This window comes from Duganella sp. AC237 (genome assembly GCF_979254035.1).
Genome location: NZ_CEEDEW010000003.1, coordinates 1,571,137 through 1,591,680, shown reverse-complemented (window position 1 = coordinate 1,591,680; position 20,544 = coordinate 1,571,137). Strand labels below are relative to the sequence as shown.

Genomic DNA, 20,544 nt, shown 5'->3' with positions numbered 1-20,544 from the left:
GCGACTGCGAAACGCGATTTTCGGGCGAAAACATGCGAGACCAATCAATGACGTTTCATCCTACAAGCCGAATTGTACCCGATAAAAGCGCAAAACGCGCATTTCGGCCACATCGAAGTGTAACTTGCCTTATGCAGCAGCAAGGCGTTCCGACAAGATTGCGGATACGCCAACAAAGGCCGGGTACTCGGCGGTGATGACCCAGGTCGGCACCTGGCACAGGTATTTATTGAAGCGGCCCTTCTGCTCGAAGCGGGCGCGGAAGCCGGATTTATCGAAACGCTCGCCCAGGCGCGGCACGATCCCGCCGCCTATATAGATACCGCCCTGCGCGCCCAGGGTGATGGCGATATTGCTGGCGATGGTGCCCAGCATGCGGCAGAAGGTCTCGATGACGTCGTCGCACAGCGGGCATGCGCCGGCCAGCGCGCGGGTGGAGATGTCGGCCGCGCTCAGCGGCTCGGCGGTGACGCCTTGCTGGTCGGCCAGCGCGCGGTAGATCAGTTCGATGCCCGCGCCGGACATCAGGCGCTCTGCGGACACGTGTTCGAATTCTTTCCAGGCGAACTGCAGGATCGCCACTTCTTTCGCATTGACCGGCGAGAAGCTGACGTGGCCGCCCTCGCTCAGCAGCGCGGTCCAGCCGTCCTTGCCCGGGATCAGTCCCGAAACACCGAGGCCGGTGCCGGCGCCGATCAGGCCCAGCGGCGTGCCGGGAACGGCCACGCCGCCGCCGACCTGGTGCTTCTGCGTCGCCGACAGTTGCGGCAGCGAGCTGGCCAGCGCGGTGAAATCGTTGACGACCACCAGGATGTCGAAGTTCACCTCGCGGCGCAGCGCCTCGATCGAGAACTGCCAGTGGTGGTTGGTCATGCGCACCATGTCGCTGGTCACCGGGTTGGCGATGGCGATGGCGCCATTGCGGATACCGGTGACGCCCTTGCCGGCCACGGCCGGCGAGCCGAGGTAGGCCACCAGCGCGTCGGCGATGGTCGGGTAGGCCGCGCAAGGCAGCACTTCGATCGCCTCAATCTTGCCCGGGGCGGTCTCCAGCGCGAAGCGCGCATTGGTGCCGCCGATATCCGCTAGCAGACGCGGGCCGCCGATGTAGTCGGTGGTCGGGGAGGATGGCGATTGAAGGGACTGGGCTGTCATGGTCGGCGCAAAATAGTTGAGGCCTAAGCTTAAGGTATTTTCACTATTTCAGGCAAGCGGAGTTTGTAGTTTTAGTACAGTTAAGTACCGTTTGCCACAGCAAATTACTTTTGAGAATTTATTTTGAGTAGTATGACTACCCGGCGCTGCGCTGCCAGGGAGGTTTGCCAGCCGCTTACGCTGCCGGCGCGGTATCGATCACCTCGTTGTCCGCCGGCTCGCGCGTGCCGAACCTCGCGTTCCACGCGTCGAGGCCACCATGCAACGGCCGAGCCATCGTGAACCCGTGCGCCTTCAACTCCTTGGCCACCTGCGCCGCCGTCACGTCGTTGGGGCAGCTGCAATACACAACAATATGCCGCCGCTTATCCAGCGCGATGATTTCCGTGCTCGGTTCGCCGCCCTTGAACAACAAGGCGCCCGGAATCGCCGGCTCCAGCATCTGCGCCGTCACGCTGCGCGCATCGACCAGCACCGGCTCATGCCCCTCTTCCATCAACTGCTTGAAGTCGTCCACCGTCACCCGGTCGATCTGCACCGACTGGCGGAAACGCTTGCGCTCCACATACTTATACGCGACAAACAGCGCCAGCAGCGCCACCAGCACCATCAGCGCCGTCGAACCCAGGTCGCTCAAGGTGGTCAGCACCGAATCGATACTCGAGTGGAAGAAGGCGCCGATGGCGATGCCGGTGCCGCTCCACAATGCCCCGCCGAGCACGCTGTAGCCGAGAAACACCTGGTACCGCGTGCCCATGGCCCCCGCCAGCGGCGAGGCGATGGTGTTAAATCCGGGAATGAACTTGGCCACGATCAGCATCTTCGGCCCCCACTTGGTAAAGCTGTCCTCGGTCTGACTGACGCAATAATCGGGCGAGAGCGAAATCCTGCACAACAGCTTGAGGATGCGCTTGCCATAATAGCGCCCCATGCGGAACCAGAAACCGTCGCTGATCAAACAGGCGCAGATGGCCGCCGCCAGCACGGCGGGCCAGCTGAAGTCGCCATCGACGGACAAAGCGCCGGCGACGATCAGGATGGGATAGGCAGGAATCGGCATGCCGATCTGCTCGATCAATACGATCGCGAACACGATCAGTACGCCATATTCTTGCAGCAGGTGGATTAAGTTCGGCATTCTTATATCTTAACTTAAAAATCGCTTAACCGTCCCGCGCGCGCCCCGCGATGGACGCCAGCAGAGTCCGCGTGTAAGGGTGCTTGGGATCGCGATACAGCTCGTCGGAACCGGCCATCTCCACCACTGCGCCCTGCCGCATCACCATCACCTGGTCGGCGATGTATTTCACCACCGACAGGTCATGCGAGATAAAGATGTACGACAGCCCGAACTCGTCTTGCAGATCCTGCAACAGGTTGAGCACCTGCGCCTGCACCGACACATCCAGCGCGGAGACCGACTCGTCGCACACCAGGATCTCCGGCTTCATCGTCAGGCAACGCGCGATGGCGATGCGTTGCCGCTGCCCGCCGGAAAACTCGTGCGGATAGCGCTGGAACGCGGACGCCGGCAGCCCCACCTTTTCCAGCAACGCATAGGCGGCGGCGGTCCGCTCGCGGTCGTCGGCGCCGATGCGGTGGATGCGCATCGGCTCCAGCAAGATTTGGCCGACGGTGAAGCGCGGGTTCAGCGACGCGTAGGGATTCTGAAAAATGATCTGGATGCGGCGCTTGTAGGCCTGGAACTCGCGCGCCGTCATGGACAGCAAGTCGCGCCCTTCGAACATGGCGCTGCCGCCGGTCGCCCGGTGCAGCCGCAGCAAGGTCAGCCCGACCGTGGTCTTGCCGGAACCGGATTCCCCGACCACGCCCAGGGTCCTGCCGCGCGCCAGGGTGAACGATACACCGTCGACCGCCTTGAACTCGCGCTTGCCGAACCAGCCCTCGCGCAGATAAAAGCTCTTGCTCAGGTTGTTGACCACCAGCACCGGCTGGTCGTCGGGCCGGTAGCCGCGTTCGCGCTCCGGCGGATGCAACAACGTCACGCCGCGCTCCTCCGCTTCCTTCATATAATCGGCGATCACCGGCAAGCGCCAGGGCCGTTGGTCCAGCCTCGGCCGGCAATGCAACAGCGCCTTCGTATACGCGTCGGCCGGTTCCGTCAGCACCTGCCGCGCCGCGCCGGCCTCGCGCACCTCGCCGTGGCGCATCACCACCACATGGTCGGCGATCTCCGCCACCAGCGCCAGGTCGTGCGTGATCAGCAACACCGCCATCGCGCGGCGCTTCTGCAAGCTGGCGATCAGCGCCATGATCTGTTTCTGGATCGTCACGTCGAGCGCCGTAGTCGGTTCGTCGGCGATCAGTAGCTTCGGTTCGCAGGCGATCGCCATGGCGATCATCACGCGCTGCTGCTGGCCGCCGGACAGCTGGCTCGGATAGGCGTCGATCTTGACCGCCGGATCGGGGATGCCCACCTCGTCGAGCAACTCGAGCGTGCGGCGGCGCGCCTGCGCCCGGCCCATGCCCAGATGCAGGCGCAGCACTTCGCCGATCTGCGCCCCCACCGTGAACACCGGATTGAGCGAGGACATCGGCTCCTGGAAGATCATCGCGATCTCCCTGCCGCACAGCGCGCGCCGCTGCGCCGCCGGCAGCGACAGCAACTCGCGGCCGCCGAAGCGGATGCTGCTCGACGGCCCGATCACCGTTGTGTCCGGCGCCAGCAGCCCCATCACCGCCAGCGAACTGACCGACTTGCCGCTGCCCGACTCGCCCACCAGCGCCACCGTGCCGTTGCGCGGCACGCTGAACGACACGCCCTTGACCGCTTCGACGAGCGTATTGCGGTCGACACGGAAGGCGATCCGCAACTGGCTGACTTCCAACAAGATGTCGTCGGCCATCATTTCACCTTGGGATCGAGGGCGTCGCGCAGCGCGTCGGTCAGCAGCGAGAACGCCGTCACCAGCACCGCCATGGCGAGGGCGGCGGCCGTCAACTGCCACCAGCGGCCGAGGATCAATTCGTTCTGCGCCTCGTTCAGCATGCTGCCCCAGGACACTACGCCGACCGGCACGCCGAAGCCAAGGAAGCTGAGGATGACCTCGGCCTTGATAAAGCCCACCACCAGGATCGACAACTGCACCAGCGCCACATGGCTCACATTAGGAAAGATGTGCGAAAACATCTTGCGCCAGTGCGAGGCGCCGATGGCGTCTGCAGCCAGCACGTATTCGCGGCCCTTGTGCTTGATGTACTCGGCGCGGATCAGACGGTACGGACCGGTCCAGCCGGTCAGACCGAGGATCAGCACGATGGTGGCCACGCCGCGCTGCTGCAGCACGGCGGCCACCGCCAGTATCATCAGCACTGACGGAATGGCGGTGAAGATGCTGTAGAACCAGTTGAAGACATCATCCACCACGCCGCCCCAGTACCCCGACAGCGCACCGAACAGGGTGCCGATGCCGACCGCCAGCGCGGCCGCCGCCAGCCCGACCACGATCGAGGTTTCGCCGCCCTTGATGGTCTTCTTGATGATGTCGTGCCCCCATTTGTCGCCACCGAAAGGCAGGGTCGCGCGGCGCGACGGCTCGGGCGCGGCATCGCCACGGGCGGCAAGTTGCGCCTTCAACGCGCGGATGTCGTCGGCCAGCGGATCGAACGGATTGTCCGGCAACGCGGCCCGCTCCGCCGGGACCGGGGACGGCGCTCCGCCGGCCCTGGCGCCGACGAACCCCGGCGGCGCGTAATTGACCCCGACCTCGTCCTCCCAGTCGGCCGCCACCAGCCCGCCGGCCGACAACACCAGCATCAGCAGGAAACCCGCCACCACCGCCAGCGACAACATCGCCACACGGTCCGCGCGCAGCCGCCGCCACGCCAGCGTCCACAGGCCCGCAGGCGGCGCCGCCAGCATCGCGGCCGTCATGCGAGCTTCACCCGGGGATCGAGCGCTTGGTACATCAGATCCGTCAACAGGTTGAAGACCATCGTCGCCACCGCCACGTACACGGTGATGGCCTTAATGACCGGAAAATCGCTGCGCTCGACCGCCAGGATCACCTCGCGCCCGATGCCGGGAATGCCGAAGAAACGCTCCAGCAGGAAGGCGCCGATCAGCAACGCCGGCAGGCTGGCCATCACATGCGTGACGATCGGAATCGCGGCGTTGCGCAGCACATGCACCCACATCACGCGCCGCTCGGACAGCCCCTTGGCGCGCGCGGTGCGCACATAATCCTGGCCGATCTCGTCGAGCACGAAGCTGCGATAGAGCCGCAACGTCGGCGCGATCGACACCGCCAGCCCGATCAGGATCGGCAGCGCCGCGTAGCGCAGCAGGTTCTCGCGCAAGCCCTGGCCCCAGCCCTGCACCGGGAACAGCCCGAGTTTGTAGGCCAGCCCGTACTGCAGCACGATGATGTACACCAGGATGCTGATCGACATGCCGACCGTGCAGGCGATCATCACCGCGCGGTCGGTCCGCGAGCCGCGCACGAAGGCGACCGCCAGCGCCAGCGCGACACCGATCAGGGTTTCCAGCAAGGTCAGCGGAATCAGCACCGTCAGCGACGGCCCCAGCCGCGTGGCGATGATGCGCGACACAGGCTCGCCGGTCGCCCAACTGAGGCCGAAGTCGAAGGTGACGATCTGGCGGATGAAAATCCACAGCTGCGCCGGATAGGACTGGTCGACGCCGAGCTGGTGGCGGATGTTGGTGATGGCCTCGGCATTGGCCATCTTGCCGGCCAATAAATACGCCGGATCGCCGCCGACCCAGTTAAACAACATAAACACCAGCAACACCACGCCCAGCATCGTCGGCAGCATCTGCCACACGCGGCGCACCACAAAAGCCCCCATCCCGCGCCTCTCCCCATTGCCGACGTTATGCCACCGATTTTTCCACCCGGGCAGTTATACCCGATCCCGCAGCCGCTGACTACGCCGGCGCCGCGCGCAAGCTCCAGTAGTCGAAAATTCCGCAAGCAGCCGAATTATAAGCAGCTTCAACCGAACAAACATTCATTTGGAAATCCGCATTCTGTCGTCTAAAAGTAACACATGACAGCATTGTTACAGTTTAATTTCCGGCGAAAACGGTCCTTTCCGAAATTTTGTTAACGTTTTTATGGTTGGCAAAACACCAAATATTTCGTGCATGTTGATAGAACTTAGCTGCCAGTTAGCGCCATTTCGGTACCGGCTCTTACTTTTGGACCGCCGCGCGGCAGCCCCCCGGCTGCCTGAAGAAACAAATTCGATACGTTTGGGCCACGTTGACACCCCGGCAATACCGATGCTCTTATAAAAAACAGAGGAAAGAAAATTTCTCGCACGAGAGCGCCGCCATGTCGCTATCAGCCTCATGGCCGGCGGCTCATTTCAGGGTAGTCCCAGTTCAGTTGGAGAGTGTCAGCATGATGATGGAAACAGTTTTGTCCCGTTCAGTACGCCTGATTTTTTCGGGTGGTATCGCCGCCGCCGGTTTGATGTCCGTGCCGGCCATGGCGCAAACGACCGACGCGCCGATCCAGCGCGTTGAGATCACCGGTTCGAGCATCAAGCGCGCGACCGCCGAAACCGCGTCGCCGGTGCAAGTGATCACCAGCGAGGACTTGCTGAAATCGGGCAAGGGCACCGTCTCCGAATACCTGCAAACCTTGACCGCCGACGGCGCCGGCTCCCTGCCGACCGGCTTCGGCAACGGCTTCGCGGCCGGCTCGACGGCGATCTCGCTGCGCGGCCTGGGCGCCACCTCGACCCTGGTGCTGCTCAACGGCCGCCGCATGGCGCCGTTCGCGCGCGCCGACGACGGCCAGAAAAGCTTCACCGACCTGTCGACCATTCCGATGCAGATCGTCGAACGCATCGAGATCCTCAAGGACGGCGCCTCGTCGACCTACGGCGCCGACGCCATCGCCGGCGTGGTCAACATCATCCTGCGCAAGGACTTCGAAGGCCTGCAGATCAAGGGCGACACCGGCTGGTCGCGCTACGACGACGGCAAGCAGAACAAAGCCTCGCTGACCTACGGCAAGGGCAACCTCGACGAGGACAAGTACAACTTCGTCTTCAACGCCGAGTACTTCCAGTCCGACAGCATCAAAAACAGCGACCGCAAGGACCGCGCGCACATCGGCAAGGCCGACCTGCGTCCGTATGGCTACCCGGTCGGTACCCAGTTCGCCAACGGCTACATCGCCGGCAACAACAACGCCAGCCCGAGCCCGGCCGGTTCGATCCGCAATCCGGCCACCAACGACTACGTGTCCCTGCCCGGCTGCTCGACCCTGTCGGCCACCAAGGACCAGACCGGCGCGAACGGCGGTTGCCTGTGGCACCACGACCAGTTCCGCGACATGCAGCCGGAGATCGAATCGGTCAACCTGTACACGCGCGGCACCTGGCAAATCAACGAGAACACCCAAGCCTACGCCGAAGCGGGCTACTCCAAGCGCAACACCTCGTTCATGATGATTCCGCCGACCATCACGCCGACGATCGCCTTCCCGCCGAATGCCACCAATCCGCTAGGCTTCGTCAACTATGGCAACATCGCGCTGCTGGGCGCGACGCACCCGCAAAACCCGTACGGCGTGGCCACCCGCCTGCGCTACTCGGCGTTCGACGTCGGCCCGAGCACCCGCAGCGCCGACAACGAATTCACGCGCGCCGTGATCGGCATCAAGGGCTCGGCCATGGGCTGGGACTACGACACCGGCTACACCCATTCCGAGTCCACCTTGGACCTGGAATACACCAACATGCTCAACATGACGGTGCTGCGCGCGGCGCTGGGCAACCCGGCCTCGCAGTACTTCCCGTACTACATCGGCGACCAGGCCTACCGCAATCCGGCCTCGCTGTACGCGGCGCTGCGCGTGAACGCCACGTCGAAATCGACCACCAAGCTCGACATCATCGACTTCAAGGCCTCGCGTGAACTGTTCGCCCTGCCCGGCGGCAACCTGGGTCTGGCATTCGGCGGCGAATACCGCAAAGAACAATTGTCGAACCCGTCCCTGTCGGGCTCGGAGAACGGCACCATCAACTCGAGCTATGTGGCCGCCTTCGGCGACACCAAGGTCAAGGCGGTGTACGCCGAGATCCTGGCGCCGGTGATCAAGACCGTCGAGCTGTCGGCGGCGATTCGTTACGACAAATACGACAACTTCAGCTCGTCGACGCCGAAAGCCGGCATCAAGTGGACCCCGGTCAAGAGCTTCGCGCTGCGCGGCACCTACACCGAGGGCTTCCGCGCCCCCGGCCCGGCCGAGGGCAACGCCACCTCGCAATCGACCGGCTCGGCGCCGGTGCGCGATCCGATCCGTTGCCCGGGCGGCGTGCCGGCCGCCGGCGGCGCCACTTCGACCGACTGCGCCATCACCGTGGCCGCCGTCAAGGTCGGCGATCCGAAGCTGCAGCCGGAGGAATCGAAGGGCAAGACGCTGGGCCTGGTCTGGGATCCGCTCGACGGCACCAGCCTGTCGCTCGACGGCTGGACCATCAAGCGCAGCAACGAGATCAACTCGCTGCCGTACGACCAGGCGGCGGCGTTGCCGACCGCAGTTCGTAACGACAACAACCTGGTCGTCGGCGGCGTCGCCCAGCCCAACACCGGCACGCTGGTGCTGACCCAGGCGCCGTACCGCAACTCGAGCTACACCAAGGTCAGCGGTGTGGACTTCGACATCAAGCAGCGCCTGCGCCTGGGCGCCTACGGCCGCGCGGTCGTCGGCTTGACCTGGACTCACGTCGCCTCGTGGCTGCGGGCCGAGTCGGCCACCAAAACGTACCAGTACGCCGGCACCCACGGCAACTGCGATACGTCGAACTGCGCCGGCACCCCGAAGAACAAGGTCAGCCTGATGGCCTCGTGGGACCTGGGCAACCTGAACGTGACGGGCAACGTCAACTACCGCGACAAGATGCGTAACACGGCCGATGCCGCGTCGCTGTGCGCCAACACCTTCGTCGGCGGCGCCAACGCGCCGAACGCCAAGTGCGAAATCGCCTCGTTCACGACCCTTGACCTGTCGACCCGCTACGCGGTCAACAAGCAGCTGACCCTGTACGCGTCGATGAACAACGTGCTCGACAAGATCGCGCCGCTGGATCCACAGACCTACGGCGGGATGAGCTACAACCCGATGGACGCTTCCGGCGCCATCGGCCGCTACATGAAAATCGGCGCAAGCTACAAGTTCTTCTGATCGCCTGACGGCGGTGTGAAGCGACCCTGAAGGGCGGCGCCGCGGCGCCGCCCTTTTTTTGTGGTGTAAATGTAACGTTGTAAGTCTGCCTAAACCCGAATGTACGAGTGTTGGTCACGCACCAAGGTGTGGCACACCGGCCACACCGCACCAAGATATTCGCTAAATTTATGCCGGTACGCCAATGTTTCTCAGCAGCGGATCGGCTCCCGCACCAAATTAGAGCGTTTTTTGGCGCCTTAATGGCGCAATGTTGCTTGCACGAAATCCCGTCTTTTACGTCCTTTTACAAAACTTTGTACGTTGACAGCCGCCATCCGTGAATGATCTGATGGCGAATGCGAAAAACGTTACGTTTTTCTCATTGGCACGCGCCGCTCAAAAACAGCGACCACCTGGTGGTCATCGATAGAAGAATTGGGAGAACAACAGAATGATGGTTGAAACAACTTTGGCACGATCCGTACGCCTGGTGTGCGCCGGCGGCCTGCTGGGCCTGGGCCTGATCGCTCCGGTCGGCCAAGCGCTGGCGCAAACGGCCGACCAGCCGATGCAGCGCGTCGAAGTGACCGGCTCGTCGATCAAACGCCTGGTGTCGGAGACGGCCAACCCGCTGACCGTGTTCAAGGCCGACGACTTCGTCAAGCAAGGCCTGACCACCGCGCAGGAAGTGCTGGACCGGATCCCGTCGAACAGCTCGAGCTTCGGCGCCGGCAACGTCGTCGGCGGCAACAGCAGCGGCCTGCCGACCGGCGGCGCGGCCAGCGCCGACTTGCGCGGCCTGGGCGGCGACAAGACCCTGGTGCTGCTCAACGGCCGGCGCATCGCCAACCATCCGTACGACGGCGCCAGCGTCGACCTCAACATCATTCCGGTCTCCGCCCTCGAACGCGTCGAAGTGCTGCGCGACGGCGCCTCGGCCATCTACGGTACCGACGCCATCGGCGGCGTGATCAACTTCATCACCAAACGCTCGGTCAACGCCACCACCATCACCGCCGAGGCGGTGCTGCCGCGCGCCCCGGGCGCCGACGAGAAGCGCGTCAACATCTCCAGCGGCTTCGGCGACCTGGAAAAAGACGGCTACAACGTCTTTGGCGTGTTCGACCACCACAAGATCGACATCCTGACTTCGCAGCAGCGCGAGTTCTCGAAAACCGGCGTGATTCCGGAGCGCGGCCTGAACCTGACCTCCGGCACCACCTTCCCCGGTAACTATTTCGACCCGGTCTCCGGCGCCACCGGCAACCCCGGCTTCGCCAGCGGCTGCGACGCGCCGCTGTCGGTGCCGCGCGCCAGCAACGGCACCTGCCGCCAGGATTACACCCGCCAGATCGACGATCTGCCGGAGCAGAAACAAACCGCCTTCTTCGGCAAGGCCACCTTCAAGCTCAACAACGACCACCTGGCCTCGATCGAGTACCTGCATTCGGAAAACGATGTGGTCTCGCACACGGCGCCGCCGCCGCAGACCGGCCTGATCCTGCCGATCACCAGCAAATACTACCCGGGCAACGCGGGTGGCGTGCCGGCCATGCCGGGCCTGTCCGGCCAGCCGCTGTCGGTCAACTGGCGTCCGACCGAAGCCGGTCCGCGTGAAATCAACTCCAAGGGCGCCGCCGACCGCCTGGTGTTCTCGGTCGAAGGCCTGCTGGCCGGCTGGGACTACAAAACCGGCTTCAACCTGTCGGAAAGCCGTTCGGCCGAATACTTCACCGGCGGCTATGTGCGCGACGAAAGCTTCGCCGCAGGCGTCGCCAACGGCATCCTCAATCCGTTCGGCAAGCAGGACGCCGCCGGCAAGACCTACCTCGACAGCACCGCGCTGCGCGGCCAGGTGCAGAAGGGCAAGACCCGCAACACCGGCATCGACGCCAAGGCCAGCCGCGAGCTGATGGACCTGCCGGGCGGCAAGCTGGCAGTGGCCATCGGCGGCGAACTGCGCCGCGAAGAGGCCGACTTCAACGTCAACCGCGACATCGCCGGCCAGGCGACCAGCTCCGGCCTGTCCGGTTCGCAGTCGACCTCCGGCGCGCGCACCATCAAGGCCGTGTTCGGCGAAGTCAATATGCCGCTGATCAAGGACCTGGAGGTGCAGCTGGCCGCCCGTTTCGATGACTACAGCGACGTCGGCAACACCACCAATCCGAAACTGGGCCTGCGCTACCAGCCGACCAAGGAAATCGTGCTGCGCGGTTCGGCCTCGACCGGCTTCCGCGCCCCGACCCTGTTCGAGAAAAACGCGCCGCAGTCGAAGAACGACACCAACAACTCGTACAACGACCCGATCCTGTGCCCGGGCGGCAAGCTGTCGACCAATCCGATCGCCAACCCGCTGCGCGACTGCGACCTGCAACAGTACAAACTGCAGGGCGGCAACCAGAACCTGAATCCGGAAAAATCGAAAACCTTCGCCTTCGGCGTGGTGGTCGAGCCGATCCCGCAAGCGACCTTGTCGGTCGACTACTGGAACATCAAGCTCAAGGACAAGATCAACGCGCTGCCGGAAGAAGCCATCTACGGCGACTACGCCAAGTACCAGGCGCGCTTCATCCGCAACCCGGACGGCTCGCCGTACGCGATCCTGGACTTGAAGGAAAACCTGGGCAAGGTCAACACCGACGGCCTGGACGTGAGCCTGACGATGCGTTCCGGCGCCACCCCGTACGGCAACTTCACGCTGACGGTCGACGGCACCTATGTCCACAAGTATGAGTACCAGGACGAGCGCGGCGGCCCTTACACCCAGAACGTCGGCCGCTACGCCGCCAACAATCCGGTGTTCCGCTGGAAGCACAACGCCGCGCTGAACTGGCGCCAGGGCGTGTGGGCCGCGACGTTGGCGCAGTCGTTCAAGTCCGGCTATACCGACCAGAACCTGGACATCGACGACCAGTACCTGAACAAGGTGCCGTCGTATAGCCTGTGGAACCTGTCGGGCACCTACACCGGCTTCAAGGGCGTGAGCCTGACCGCCGGCGTGAAAAACCTGCTGGACAAGGACCCGCCGTTCTCCAACCAGGGCACGCTGTTCCAGAAGGGTTACGATCCACGCTACACCGACGCCGTCGGCCGTGCGATCTACCTGCGCGGCAGCTACACCTTCTAAGCCGTCCAGGCGGCTGTAACGCCTGTCCAACCCGGACCCGCCGCCAGGCGCGTCCGGGTTTTTCACGTCCGCGCGCCGCGGTGGGAGGACGCTGTTGTGGAAATCCCACGCCCGGTTCGATATTGATCCAGTTTCATGATGATTAGTTTCGCACAAACATCGCACCATGGATCAGCGCGCTTCGCCGCAGAATCACTTCCATTTCGATAGCAATGCGGATTTTCCATTTGCGCTTCCCCTCCCCTCACCAAATTAGCGCGTTTTTCCGCGCGAAACTGGCGCGCGCCGGCGCCGCACGGCCATGCGCAGCTTTGGCTAACACGCCCCGGCTTGCGGATTGACAGCGATTTGCGCCAGGTGATTTGATGAGTCAAGGGACCCGTCCGTGTGTCCCGTTCAAATCGGGAGTTAAACAATGATGGTTGAAACAGTATTGTCACGATCGGTACGGCTGATCTGCGCCGGCGGCCTGGCCTTCGGCATGCACGCGGCCGTGGCGCAAACCGGCGACGCGCCGGTCCAGCGCGTCGAGATCACCGGCTCGAGCATCAAACGCATCAGCGCCGAGGGCGCGCTGCCGGTGCAGACGCTGACCAAGGCGCAGATCGAACAAAGCGGCGCGGCCAGCGTGGCCGACCTGATCGCCACCTTGCCGTCGATGCAGGGTTTCACCACCTCGTCGATGTCGGTCAACGGCGGCGGCGGCGGCCTGCAATCGGCGTCGATCCACTCGATCGGCGAAGGCTACACCCTGGTGCTGCTCAACGGACGGCGCCTGGCGCCGGCCACCTCCGGTTCCACCGTCAACCTGGCCAGCATCCCGCTGGCGGCGGTCGAGCGCGTCGAGATTCTGACCGACGGCGCCAACACCTTGTACGGCTCGGACGCGATCGCCGGCGTGGTCAACTTCATCCTCAAGAAAAACCAGACCGACGCCATCATCGAGGGCTCGTACAGCCAGCCGCGCAGCCGCGGCGGGCGCACCCAGACGGCGTCGATCTCCAAGGGCTGGGGCGATATCGACACGGACGGCTTCAACATCCTGGTGTCGGCCTCGCACGACGAGACCAAGGCCTCCTGGGCGCGCGACCGCGACTTTTCCAAGAGCGGCGTGATCCCGTTCTCGTCGAACGGCAAGAACTACAGCCTCTACCAGTTGAGCTCGAACTCGATGCCGGGCACCGCCACCGTCCAGTACACCAATCCGGACAAATCGGCGGGCAGCGTCCTGTTCAGCCCCAACCTGCTGGCCACCGGCGCCTGCAACGGCAGCAACCTGTTCCGCATCAGCCCGACCCGCTGCCAGTACGACTACGCGGCCACGGTGCAAAACACCCCGGCCATCAAGCGCGACAGCGTGTTCGCCTCGCTCAACTATAAAATCAACGACAGCGCCAACTTCTTCGCCGAAGCGCTCGGCTCGTCGTTCACCAACACCGCGCAATACGCGCCGCCGGCCCAGCCGCTGGGCGTGCCGCTCAACAGCGCGCTGTACGCGCGCTCGATCGCGCCGTACCTGGCGCGGGTCGGCGTGCCGGCCGGCGCCACCGTCGACAGCGCGACGATGAGCCTGCGCCTGGTCGACGCCGGCGGCCGCGCCGACAACTACAAAACCGTCGCCAAGCACCTGGCCTTCGGCGTCGACGGCACCGTCAAGGGCTTCGACTACCGCGCCGCGTTCACGCACTCGGAAAACAAGCAGACCGACACCGCCGCCGGTGGCTACATGAGCCTGAACGCCTTCGACGCCCTCGTCACGTCCGGCCAGTTCGACCCGTTCGCGCCGCCGGGCAGCTCGCAGGGCATCCTGGCGCCGGCCGTGCTGGACGTCCAGTTCGGCGAGACCAAGTCCACGCTCGACCAGATCCAGGCCAGCGCGACGACCGAACTGTTCAAGATGCCGGCCGGCGCGGCCCAGCTGGCCGTCGGCGCCGACTTCACCCGCCAGAAATATTCGGAGGCGCCGAGCGCCTACAACCAGGGCCCCAACAAGCAGCAGCCGGACTTCGACGACGCCGCCGTCGGCGGCACCTCCGGCGCGTTGCCGATCGACGCCAGCCGCAAGAACTGGGGCGCCTACGGCGAGCTGCTGCTGCCGGTGCTCAAGAACATGGACCTGACCGCCTCGACCCGCTACGACGATTTCGGCGCCGTCACCAACGACAAGAACTTCGACACCGACGGCAATCTGCTCGGCTCGGGCAAGCAGGGCAAGACCGCCAGCAAGGCCACCTACAAGCTGGCGCTGCGCTGGAATCCGGTCGACATGCTGCTGGTGCGCGCCTCCTACGGCACCGGCTTCAAGGCGCCGGTGCTGACCGACATCGTCAAGCCGCTGGTCAACGGCGGCTCGTCGCAATTCCATAACTGCCCGATCACCTCGCCGACCGATCCGCGCTTCCGCCTGTGCCACGGCCCGGCCGAATACGCGCTGCTCAGCGGCGGCAACGCCGCCACCGGCGAAGGCGCGCTGTTGCCGGAGGAATCGAAGCAGGCCACGCTGGGCTTCCGTCTGGAGCCGATTCCCAGCCTGTCGCTCGGCTTCGACTTCTGGGACGTCAAGCTGACCAACCAGATCGCCACCTTGTCGGAAAACCTGGTGTTCGAAAATCCGGCCGTGTACGACAGCCTGCTGCGCAGCTACTTCGACCCGATCCAGAAGCAGGACGTGCTGGTGGCGGCGCTGACGCCGTTCAACCTCTCCACCGCGCACTACCAAGGCATCGACTGGGACCACACCTACCGCACCAGCACCGCGCTGGGCAAGGTGGCGCTGCAATGGACCGGCACCTTCATGACCAAGGCCGAACAGGACAACCCCGGCACGGGCCTTGAGAAGAACATCGGCCGCTTCAACTCGTACGCCGACGTCACCTTCCGCGTGATCTCCAAGCTGACCGCGTCGCTGCGCACCAATATGTTCATGCACTCGCTGACGGCCAATTACCACTCGGGCTATACCGACCAGGAGTACAACGAGGACAACTCGGTGGTGCGCGAGGTGCTGGCCGACGGCAGCCTGGGCGGCAACGTGCCGCTGACGCGGCGGGTCAGCTCGTACACCACCTTCGACTGGCAGACCAAGGCGCAGCTGACCAAGCAGTTCACGCTGACGGCCGGCATCAAGAACCTGGCCGACATCGACCCGCCGTTCACCATGCGCAACGCCGGCGGCGGCAACCAGTCCGGTTACGACGGCCGCTACACCGACCCGCTGGGCCGCACCTTCTACCTGACGGGCAATTACAAGTTCTAAGCCGGGCTGGCATGATCGAAAGGGCTCCCCGGAGCCCTTTTTTGTACAGCGTCAGAACCGGTAACTACCGGTGAGGTAGAACGACCGACCGCGTGGATCGCTGTAGCGCGCGTCGTACCCGAGCTGGTTGCCGCCCCCGGCGTTCTGCAACGTCAACGGCGGATCGCGGTCGAACAGGTTCCTGATTCCGGCCGTGAGCGCAAACGCGCCGAAATCATACTTGCCCTGCCAATCGAACGTGGTGTACGACGCGGTGCGCAAGCCCTCGAACGCCACCGATTCCCCAATGCCGCCGTCCGGCGCCACCGCGAAAATCGCCGTGTCGAGCGGATATGGCTGGTCGTGATACCCGGAGCGGTAATTGGCCGTCAACGTATTGGTCAGCTTCCCCGTGACCAGGCTCAGATTCAAATGGCTCTGCACGCGGAACACCACCGCGTTGTCCGGCCCGAACCTGCCCAGGTCCGACTGCACCTCGCCGCCGGCCGTGGTGGTGTAGTTCTGCTTGAGCATATAGGTACCATTCCACGCCGCGCGCAGATCGCCGACGCGCGAGCGCAGGCGGTAGGTGAAGTCCCAGTCGACGCCGCGGTAATTGGCCACGCCGCCGTTGATAGGCGCCAGGATATAGCCGATCGTCGTATAACCGGCCGGGTCCGGATAGGGATTGACGAACAGCCGCTGGTACGCCTGCGGATTGGCAAAGCCCACTTGCTCGGGCACGCCCGCCGACAACACCTGGTTGCGGATCTGCACGTTCCACAAATCCAGGCCCAACGACAGGCCCGCCAGCGGCTCGAGCCGCCCGCCCAGCGTCCATTGCCTGGACTTCTCGGGCTGCAGCCCCTCCGCGCCGCTGGCGCCGTTCGGGCCGGTCAGCAGGTCGTACTGCGCCGAGCCGACCTGGCAACCGCGCGAGCCGGGGAAAGGGCAGGCGTAGCTGCCGGCGGTGCTGCCGAAGAAGGTCGGCGAGCCGGCGATGTCGTTGATGTTGGGCGCCTTGAAGCCGGTGCCGTACGAGGCGCGCACCAACACCGTGTCGAGCGGCGTCCAGCGTGTGCTGAGCTTGTAGGTGGCCTTGCTGAAGTCGTTGCCGACGTCGCCGCCGGGCAAGCGCTGGCGCACGCCGCTGGCGTCGGCCAGCCGCTCGAAGATGTAGCCGCTGCGGGTCTTGTCGTAGCTGTCGTAGCGCGCCGCCAGGGTCGCCTCCAGCGTTTTGGTGGCCGGCAGCAGCATCTCGGTAAACGCGCCCAATTGTCGCGCCTGGCGTCGAACGGCACCTGGCCGTAGCTGCCGCCGACGGGGTAGTTGGGCGACGCCGGCTGGGTCGAATAGCCGGAGCCGGACAGGATGGTCGGGTCGTAAGCGGTCTGGTAGCGCGTCTTCGAATAATCGCCGCCCAGAGAGACGATGGCCGTGCCGCCCGGCAGGCCGAACAGGTCGTGCTGCGCCGCCCCGTGCAAGGTGTTGAGTTTGGAGTCGGTCCGGGAGAACACGGTGCCGTTGACCAGCGCGCCGCGCAGCTGGTCGGCGCCGGCGCCGGTGACCGGATCGTAGGCGCCGGAGGCGACCAGCGCGGACAGCTTGTCGTAGTCGGAATAACCGCCGGCCGCGATATCCTTGAGCTTGGTCTTCGACAGGATCAGGCTGGCGTTCCAGGTCCAGCCGAAATGGTTGCCGTCGATGCCGGCGGCGAAGTGGCGGGCGTCGGTCTGGTACTTGTCGGCGCGTCCGCCGATCAGCACCGAGCGGTAGCCCAGGGTCGCCTCGCCACTGGGGTTTTCCAGGTTGTTGGCGTCCAGGTAGGGCTGCACATAGCGCGCGTACAACTGCGGGAAGCGGTCGGTGGTGTTGACGCCCATCGGCTGCGCCGACGGCGCGAACTGCGCGGTCATCGCATAGCTCGACAGGATCAGCTCGCTCCAGACCGACAGCGTGTCGTTGAGCTTCAGGGTGCCTTTGAGCAGGCCGCTGTCGCGGTTCGAGCCGGGAATGTTTTCCACCGTCGCGCCGTAGTTGAAGCGGCATTGCGTGCCCTGCGGTCCGGCCAGCGGGCTGCCGCAATTGCCGTTGGCGGCCAGGTAGGGATTGATCGCCACGCCGCTGGTCTCGACCGTGCCGGCCGAGCCGCGCGGGCGCACGTTGAAGGTGATGTTGGCCGGCTCGGTGTTGCCGGTGCGCTGGTCGAAGTAGTACTGGCGCCCGCCGCTGCCGAAGCGGAAAAAGGCGCCGCGCGCCGAGAAGTCGCGTTGCAGCGCCGTCAGCCGCTCCTGCTCGTCGTGGCTGTACGAGGCCAGGACGTTCCAGCCGTCCTTCTCCAGATCGCCCCAGCCCTTGGAGATGCCGGCGCTGGACCACGACCCGGCCGACGACTTGCTAGGCTGGCCGTAGGTGGCGAAGACCTCGCCCTTGGTCAAATCCTTTTTCAGGATGAAGTTGACCACACCGCCGATGGCGTCCGAGCCGTACAGCGCGGAGGCGCCGTCGGCCAGGATCTCGACGCGCTCGACCGCCGCCAGCGGGATGCTTTCGATGTTGACCGCGTAGCCGCCGCCCTGGCTGGAGCCGAGCGCGCTGGGCGCCATGCGCTGGCCGTCGACCAGCACCAGGGTGTACTTCGACGGCAGCGAGTGCAGCGCGGCCGTGGTGACGCCGGCGCCGCCGCCGTTGACCGAGCTCGACGCCGGCACGAAGCCCTGCATCGACGGCTGCATCTGGATCAGTTCGGTCGCGGTGGTGGCGCCGCTCTGCTGGATCTCGGCCGCGCTCAGCACGTGCACCGGGAGCGCTCCCTCGCGGGCGATGCGCTTGATCGACGAGCCGGTGATCTCGACCCGGGGGATGACCGGATTGCCGGTCGCCGCCTCCTGCGCCAGCAGCGGCGCCGGCACGGCCAGCAGGCCGAACGCGCAACACGCGCCGCCGGTGAACATCAAGCGCAACGAACGGCACAACACTGTTTCCTGCATCATGGCAAACCTCCGCAATTGTTTTGGAAAACACCGGTCCAACGCCCGTTGCCGGGGCGGCAACGGGTCGCGGTCATGATTGGCGTTTATTGATTTACTTCAGGAAGGTGTCCATCGACACCTGGCGTGGTTGATATAAAAACATGCCAAGGAATTAAGTGTCAATCGATCTTGAGCTCGATTCGGGGTTCTTACAACAGCGCGCCGCGCGCGATGCAAAAACAAACGGCCCCATATGGCGACTGGGGCCGTTTGTGTTTCCGGGGTGAAGTCTTCTACGGTTTTACTTCGAAGCCGCTTCCGCCGCTTGCGTGGCCAGGCGGCGCTGGCGCACGGCGGCGGCCAGGCCTTGCAGCACCTGCACGCTGCTGTCCCAATCGATGCAGCCGTCGGTCACCGACTGGCCGTAGGTCAGTTCTTTCCCCGGCACCAGATCCTGGCGGCCCGCCACCAGGTGCGACTCGACCATCACGCCGACGATGCGGCTGTCGCCGCCGGCCACTTGTTGCGCGATGTCCGCGCACACCGGCACCTGGTTCTCCGGCTTCTTCGAGCTGTTGGCGTGCGAGGCGTCGATCATCAGGCGCGCGGCCAGGCCTTGCGCGGCGATCGCCTTGCAGGCCTCTTCCACGCTGGCGGCGTCGTAGTTGGGCGCCTTGCCGCCGCGCAGGATGATGTGGCAATCCTCGTTGCCGGCGGTCGAAACGATGGCCGAGTGGCCGCCCTTGGTGACCGACAGGAAATGGTGCGGCTGCGACGCGGCCTTGATCGCCTCGACGGCGATCTTGACGTTGCCGTCGGTGCCGTTCTTGAAGCCGACCGGACACGACAGGCCGGACGCCAGCTCGCGGTGCACCTGCGATTCGGTGGTACGGGCGCCGATCGCGCCCCAGCTGATCAGGTCGGCGATGTATTGCGGGCTGATGACGTCGAGGTATTCGGTGCCGGCCGGCAGGCCCAGTTCGTTGATGTCGCGCAGCAGTTCGCGCGCCATGCGCAAGCCGTCGTTGATGCGGAAGCTGCTGTCCATGTACGGGTCGTTGATCATGCCCTTCCAGCCGACGGTGGTGCGCGGCTTCTCGAAGTACACGCGCATGACGATCTCCAGGTCGCCGGCCAGTTCGCGGCGCAGGTGGATCAGGCGGTTGGCGTATTCCATGGCCGCCTTCGGATCGTGGATCGAGCACGGGCCGATGACCACCATCAGGCGGTCGTCCTGGCCGTGCAGGATGCGGTGCAGCGCGATGCGGGCATTGGCGGCGGTGTGCTCGGCCGCCTCGCTGCAGGCGAATTCGCGGATCAGGTGCGACGGTGGGACCAATTCCTTCATCTCGCGGATGCGCAAATCGTCGGTACGGGGCATGCTGTTCTCCAGGTATTCAAAAATGTCGGGGTAAAAAAAAACCGCCTCATCAGGCGGTTTTTTCAGGATTTGCGGGAACTCGTTTTTACTTCTACGTGCACCGGCCGCTACTCCACCGCCTTGGGGTTGGAATCGCTAAAGTAAAAGTAGCCGGTAAAGAAGAAGTGGGTCATGAACGTGTTCGACAGGTATTGGGTAAATATCGTGGAATGACTATAACGCCAACGCGCAAGGCTTGGCAAGCTATTTCTTGACTAGCTTCAATGCCGTCCCTACAAAAATTTACACCTGAGCATTCCTCTTTACATCTTATCGGCTGTGACCAATTGTAATCGCCGCCCGGCCAGCACCACTGCCCGCCTTGGTGCTTTATACAGAAATCCCTCTTTACAGGTGTGAGGGTTTGCCACTGTTGGTTATCAGCACTGTTATTGAATGGTCATTGTCCGCCTGCCACGTGAAATGTTTTGATGGCTCGCCCCGCTTGTGCCAAGAGCCCAGGCCGGGCA

The 20,544-nt window shown here is 64.3% G+C and carries 10 protein-coding genes and 1 pseudogene; 3 read left to right on the top strand and 8 right to left on the bottom strand.

The window, feature by feature from the left end; all coding sequences use genetic code 11:
* Window positions 1–129: 129 nt before the first annotated feature.
* The 5 genes from AC0IYS_RS07435 to AC0IYS_RS07415 all read right to left on the bottom strand — a co-directional run bounded on the left by AC0IYS_RS07435 (window position 130) and on the right by AC0IYS_RS07415 (window position 5,985).
* Entirely contained in the window at window positions 130–1,155 is a 1,026-nt protein-coding gene (locus AC0IYS_RS07435; RefSeq protein WP_471704570.1) for a glucokinase, read from the bottom strand.
* 175 nt (window positions 1,156–1,330) lie between these two features.
* On the bottom strand, window positions 1,331–2,293 hold the full coding sequence (locus AC0IYS_RS07430) for a VTT domain-containing protein (protein ID WP_471704569.1): 963 nt from the start codon (window positions 2,291–2,293) through the stop codon (window positions 1,331–1,333).
* A gap of 25 nt (window positions 2,294–2,318) precedes the next feature.
* The gene (locus tag AC0IYS_RS07425; RefSeq protein WP_471704568.1) at window positions 2,319–4,022 is read right to left on the bottom strand and encodes an ABC transporter ATP-binding protein; all 1,704 of its coding nucleotides are present in this window, start codon (window positions 4,020–4,022) and stop codon (window positions 2,319–2,321) included.
* Window positions 4,022–5,050, bottom strand: coding sequence for an ABC transporter permease (locus AC0IYS_RS07420; RefSeq protein WP_471704567.1), 1,029 nt, complete (start codon window positions 5,048–5,050; stop codon window positions 4,022–4,024). Before AC0IYS_RS07420 ends, AC0IYS_RS07425 begins: the two co-directional genes overlap by 1 nt.
* A complete protein-coding gene (locus AC0IYS_RS07415; RefSeq protein WP_471704566.1) occupies window positions 5,047–5,985 on the bottom strand; it encodes an ABC transporter permease in 939 nt (312 codons plus the stop codon). The genes AC0IYS_RS07420 and AC0IYS_RS07415 overlap by 4 nt, the downstream gene beginning before the upstream one ends.
* Before the next feature lie 575 nt (window positions 5,986–6,560).
* On the opposite strand from AC0IYS_RS07415, the gene AC0IYS_RS07410 reads away from it, so the two are divergent.
* The 3 genes from AC0IYS_RS07410 (at window position 6,561) to AC0IYS_RS07400 (ending at window position 15,703) form a co-directional block, all read left to right on the top strand.
* Window positions 6,561–9,338 carry a TonB-dependent receptor gene (locus AC0IYS_RS07410; protein ID WP_471704565.1) on the top strand — a complete coding sequence of 926 codons (2,778 nt, stop codon included), beginning with the start codon at window positions 6,561–6,563 and terminating at the stop codon, window positions 9,336–9,338.
* A gap of 436 nt (window positions 9,339–9,774) precedes the next feature.
* Window positions 9,775–12,447, top strand: coding sequence for a TonB-dependent receptor (locus AC0IYS_RS07405; protein ID WP_471708815.1), 2,673 nt, complete (start codon window positions 9,775–9,777; stop codon window positions 12,445–12,447).
* Window positions 12,448–12,862: 415 nt separating this feature from the next.
* Window positions 12,863–15,703: a TonB-dependent receptor domain-containing protein gene (locus tag AC0IYS_RS07400; protein WP_471704564.1), complete on the top strand. Its 2,841-nt coding sequence runs from the start codon at window positions 12,863–12,865 to the stop codon at window positions 15,701–15,703.
* Between the two features lie 51 nt (window positions 15,704–15,754).
* On the opposite strand, the gene AC0IYS_RS07395 is transcribed toward AC0IYS_RS07400, so the two are convergent.
* From AC0IYS_RS07395 to aroG, 3 genes and pseudogenes are all read right to left on the bottom strand, one after another.
* Window positions 15,755–17,731, bottom strand: a complete 1,977-nt coding sequence (locus tag AC0IYS_RS07395; protein WP_471708814.1) for a TonB-dependent receptor domain-containing protein — start codon at window positions 17,729–17,731, stop codon at window positions 15,755–15,757.
* Window positions 17,732–18,204: 473 nt separating this feature from the next.
* A pseudogene (locus AC0IYS_RS07390) lies at window positions 18,205–18,636 on the bottom strand (TonB-dependent receptor plug domain-containing protein); the annotation flags it as partial.
* 319 nt (window positions 18,637–18,955) lie between these two features.
* Window positions 18,956–20,035, bottom strand: a complete 1,080-nt coding sequence (gene aroG / locus AC0IYS_RS07385; RefSeq protein ID WP_471704563.1) for a 3-deoxy-7-phosphoheptulonate synthase AroG — start codon at window positions 20,033–20,035, stop codon at window positions 18,956–18,958.
* Window positions 20,036–20,544: the final 509 nt, after the last annotated feature.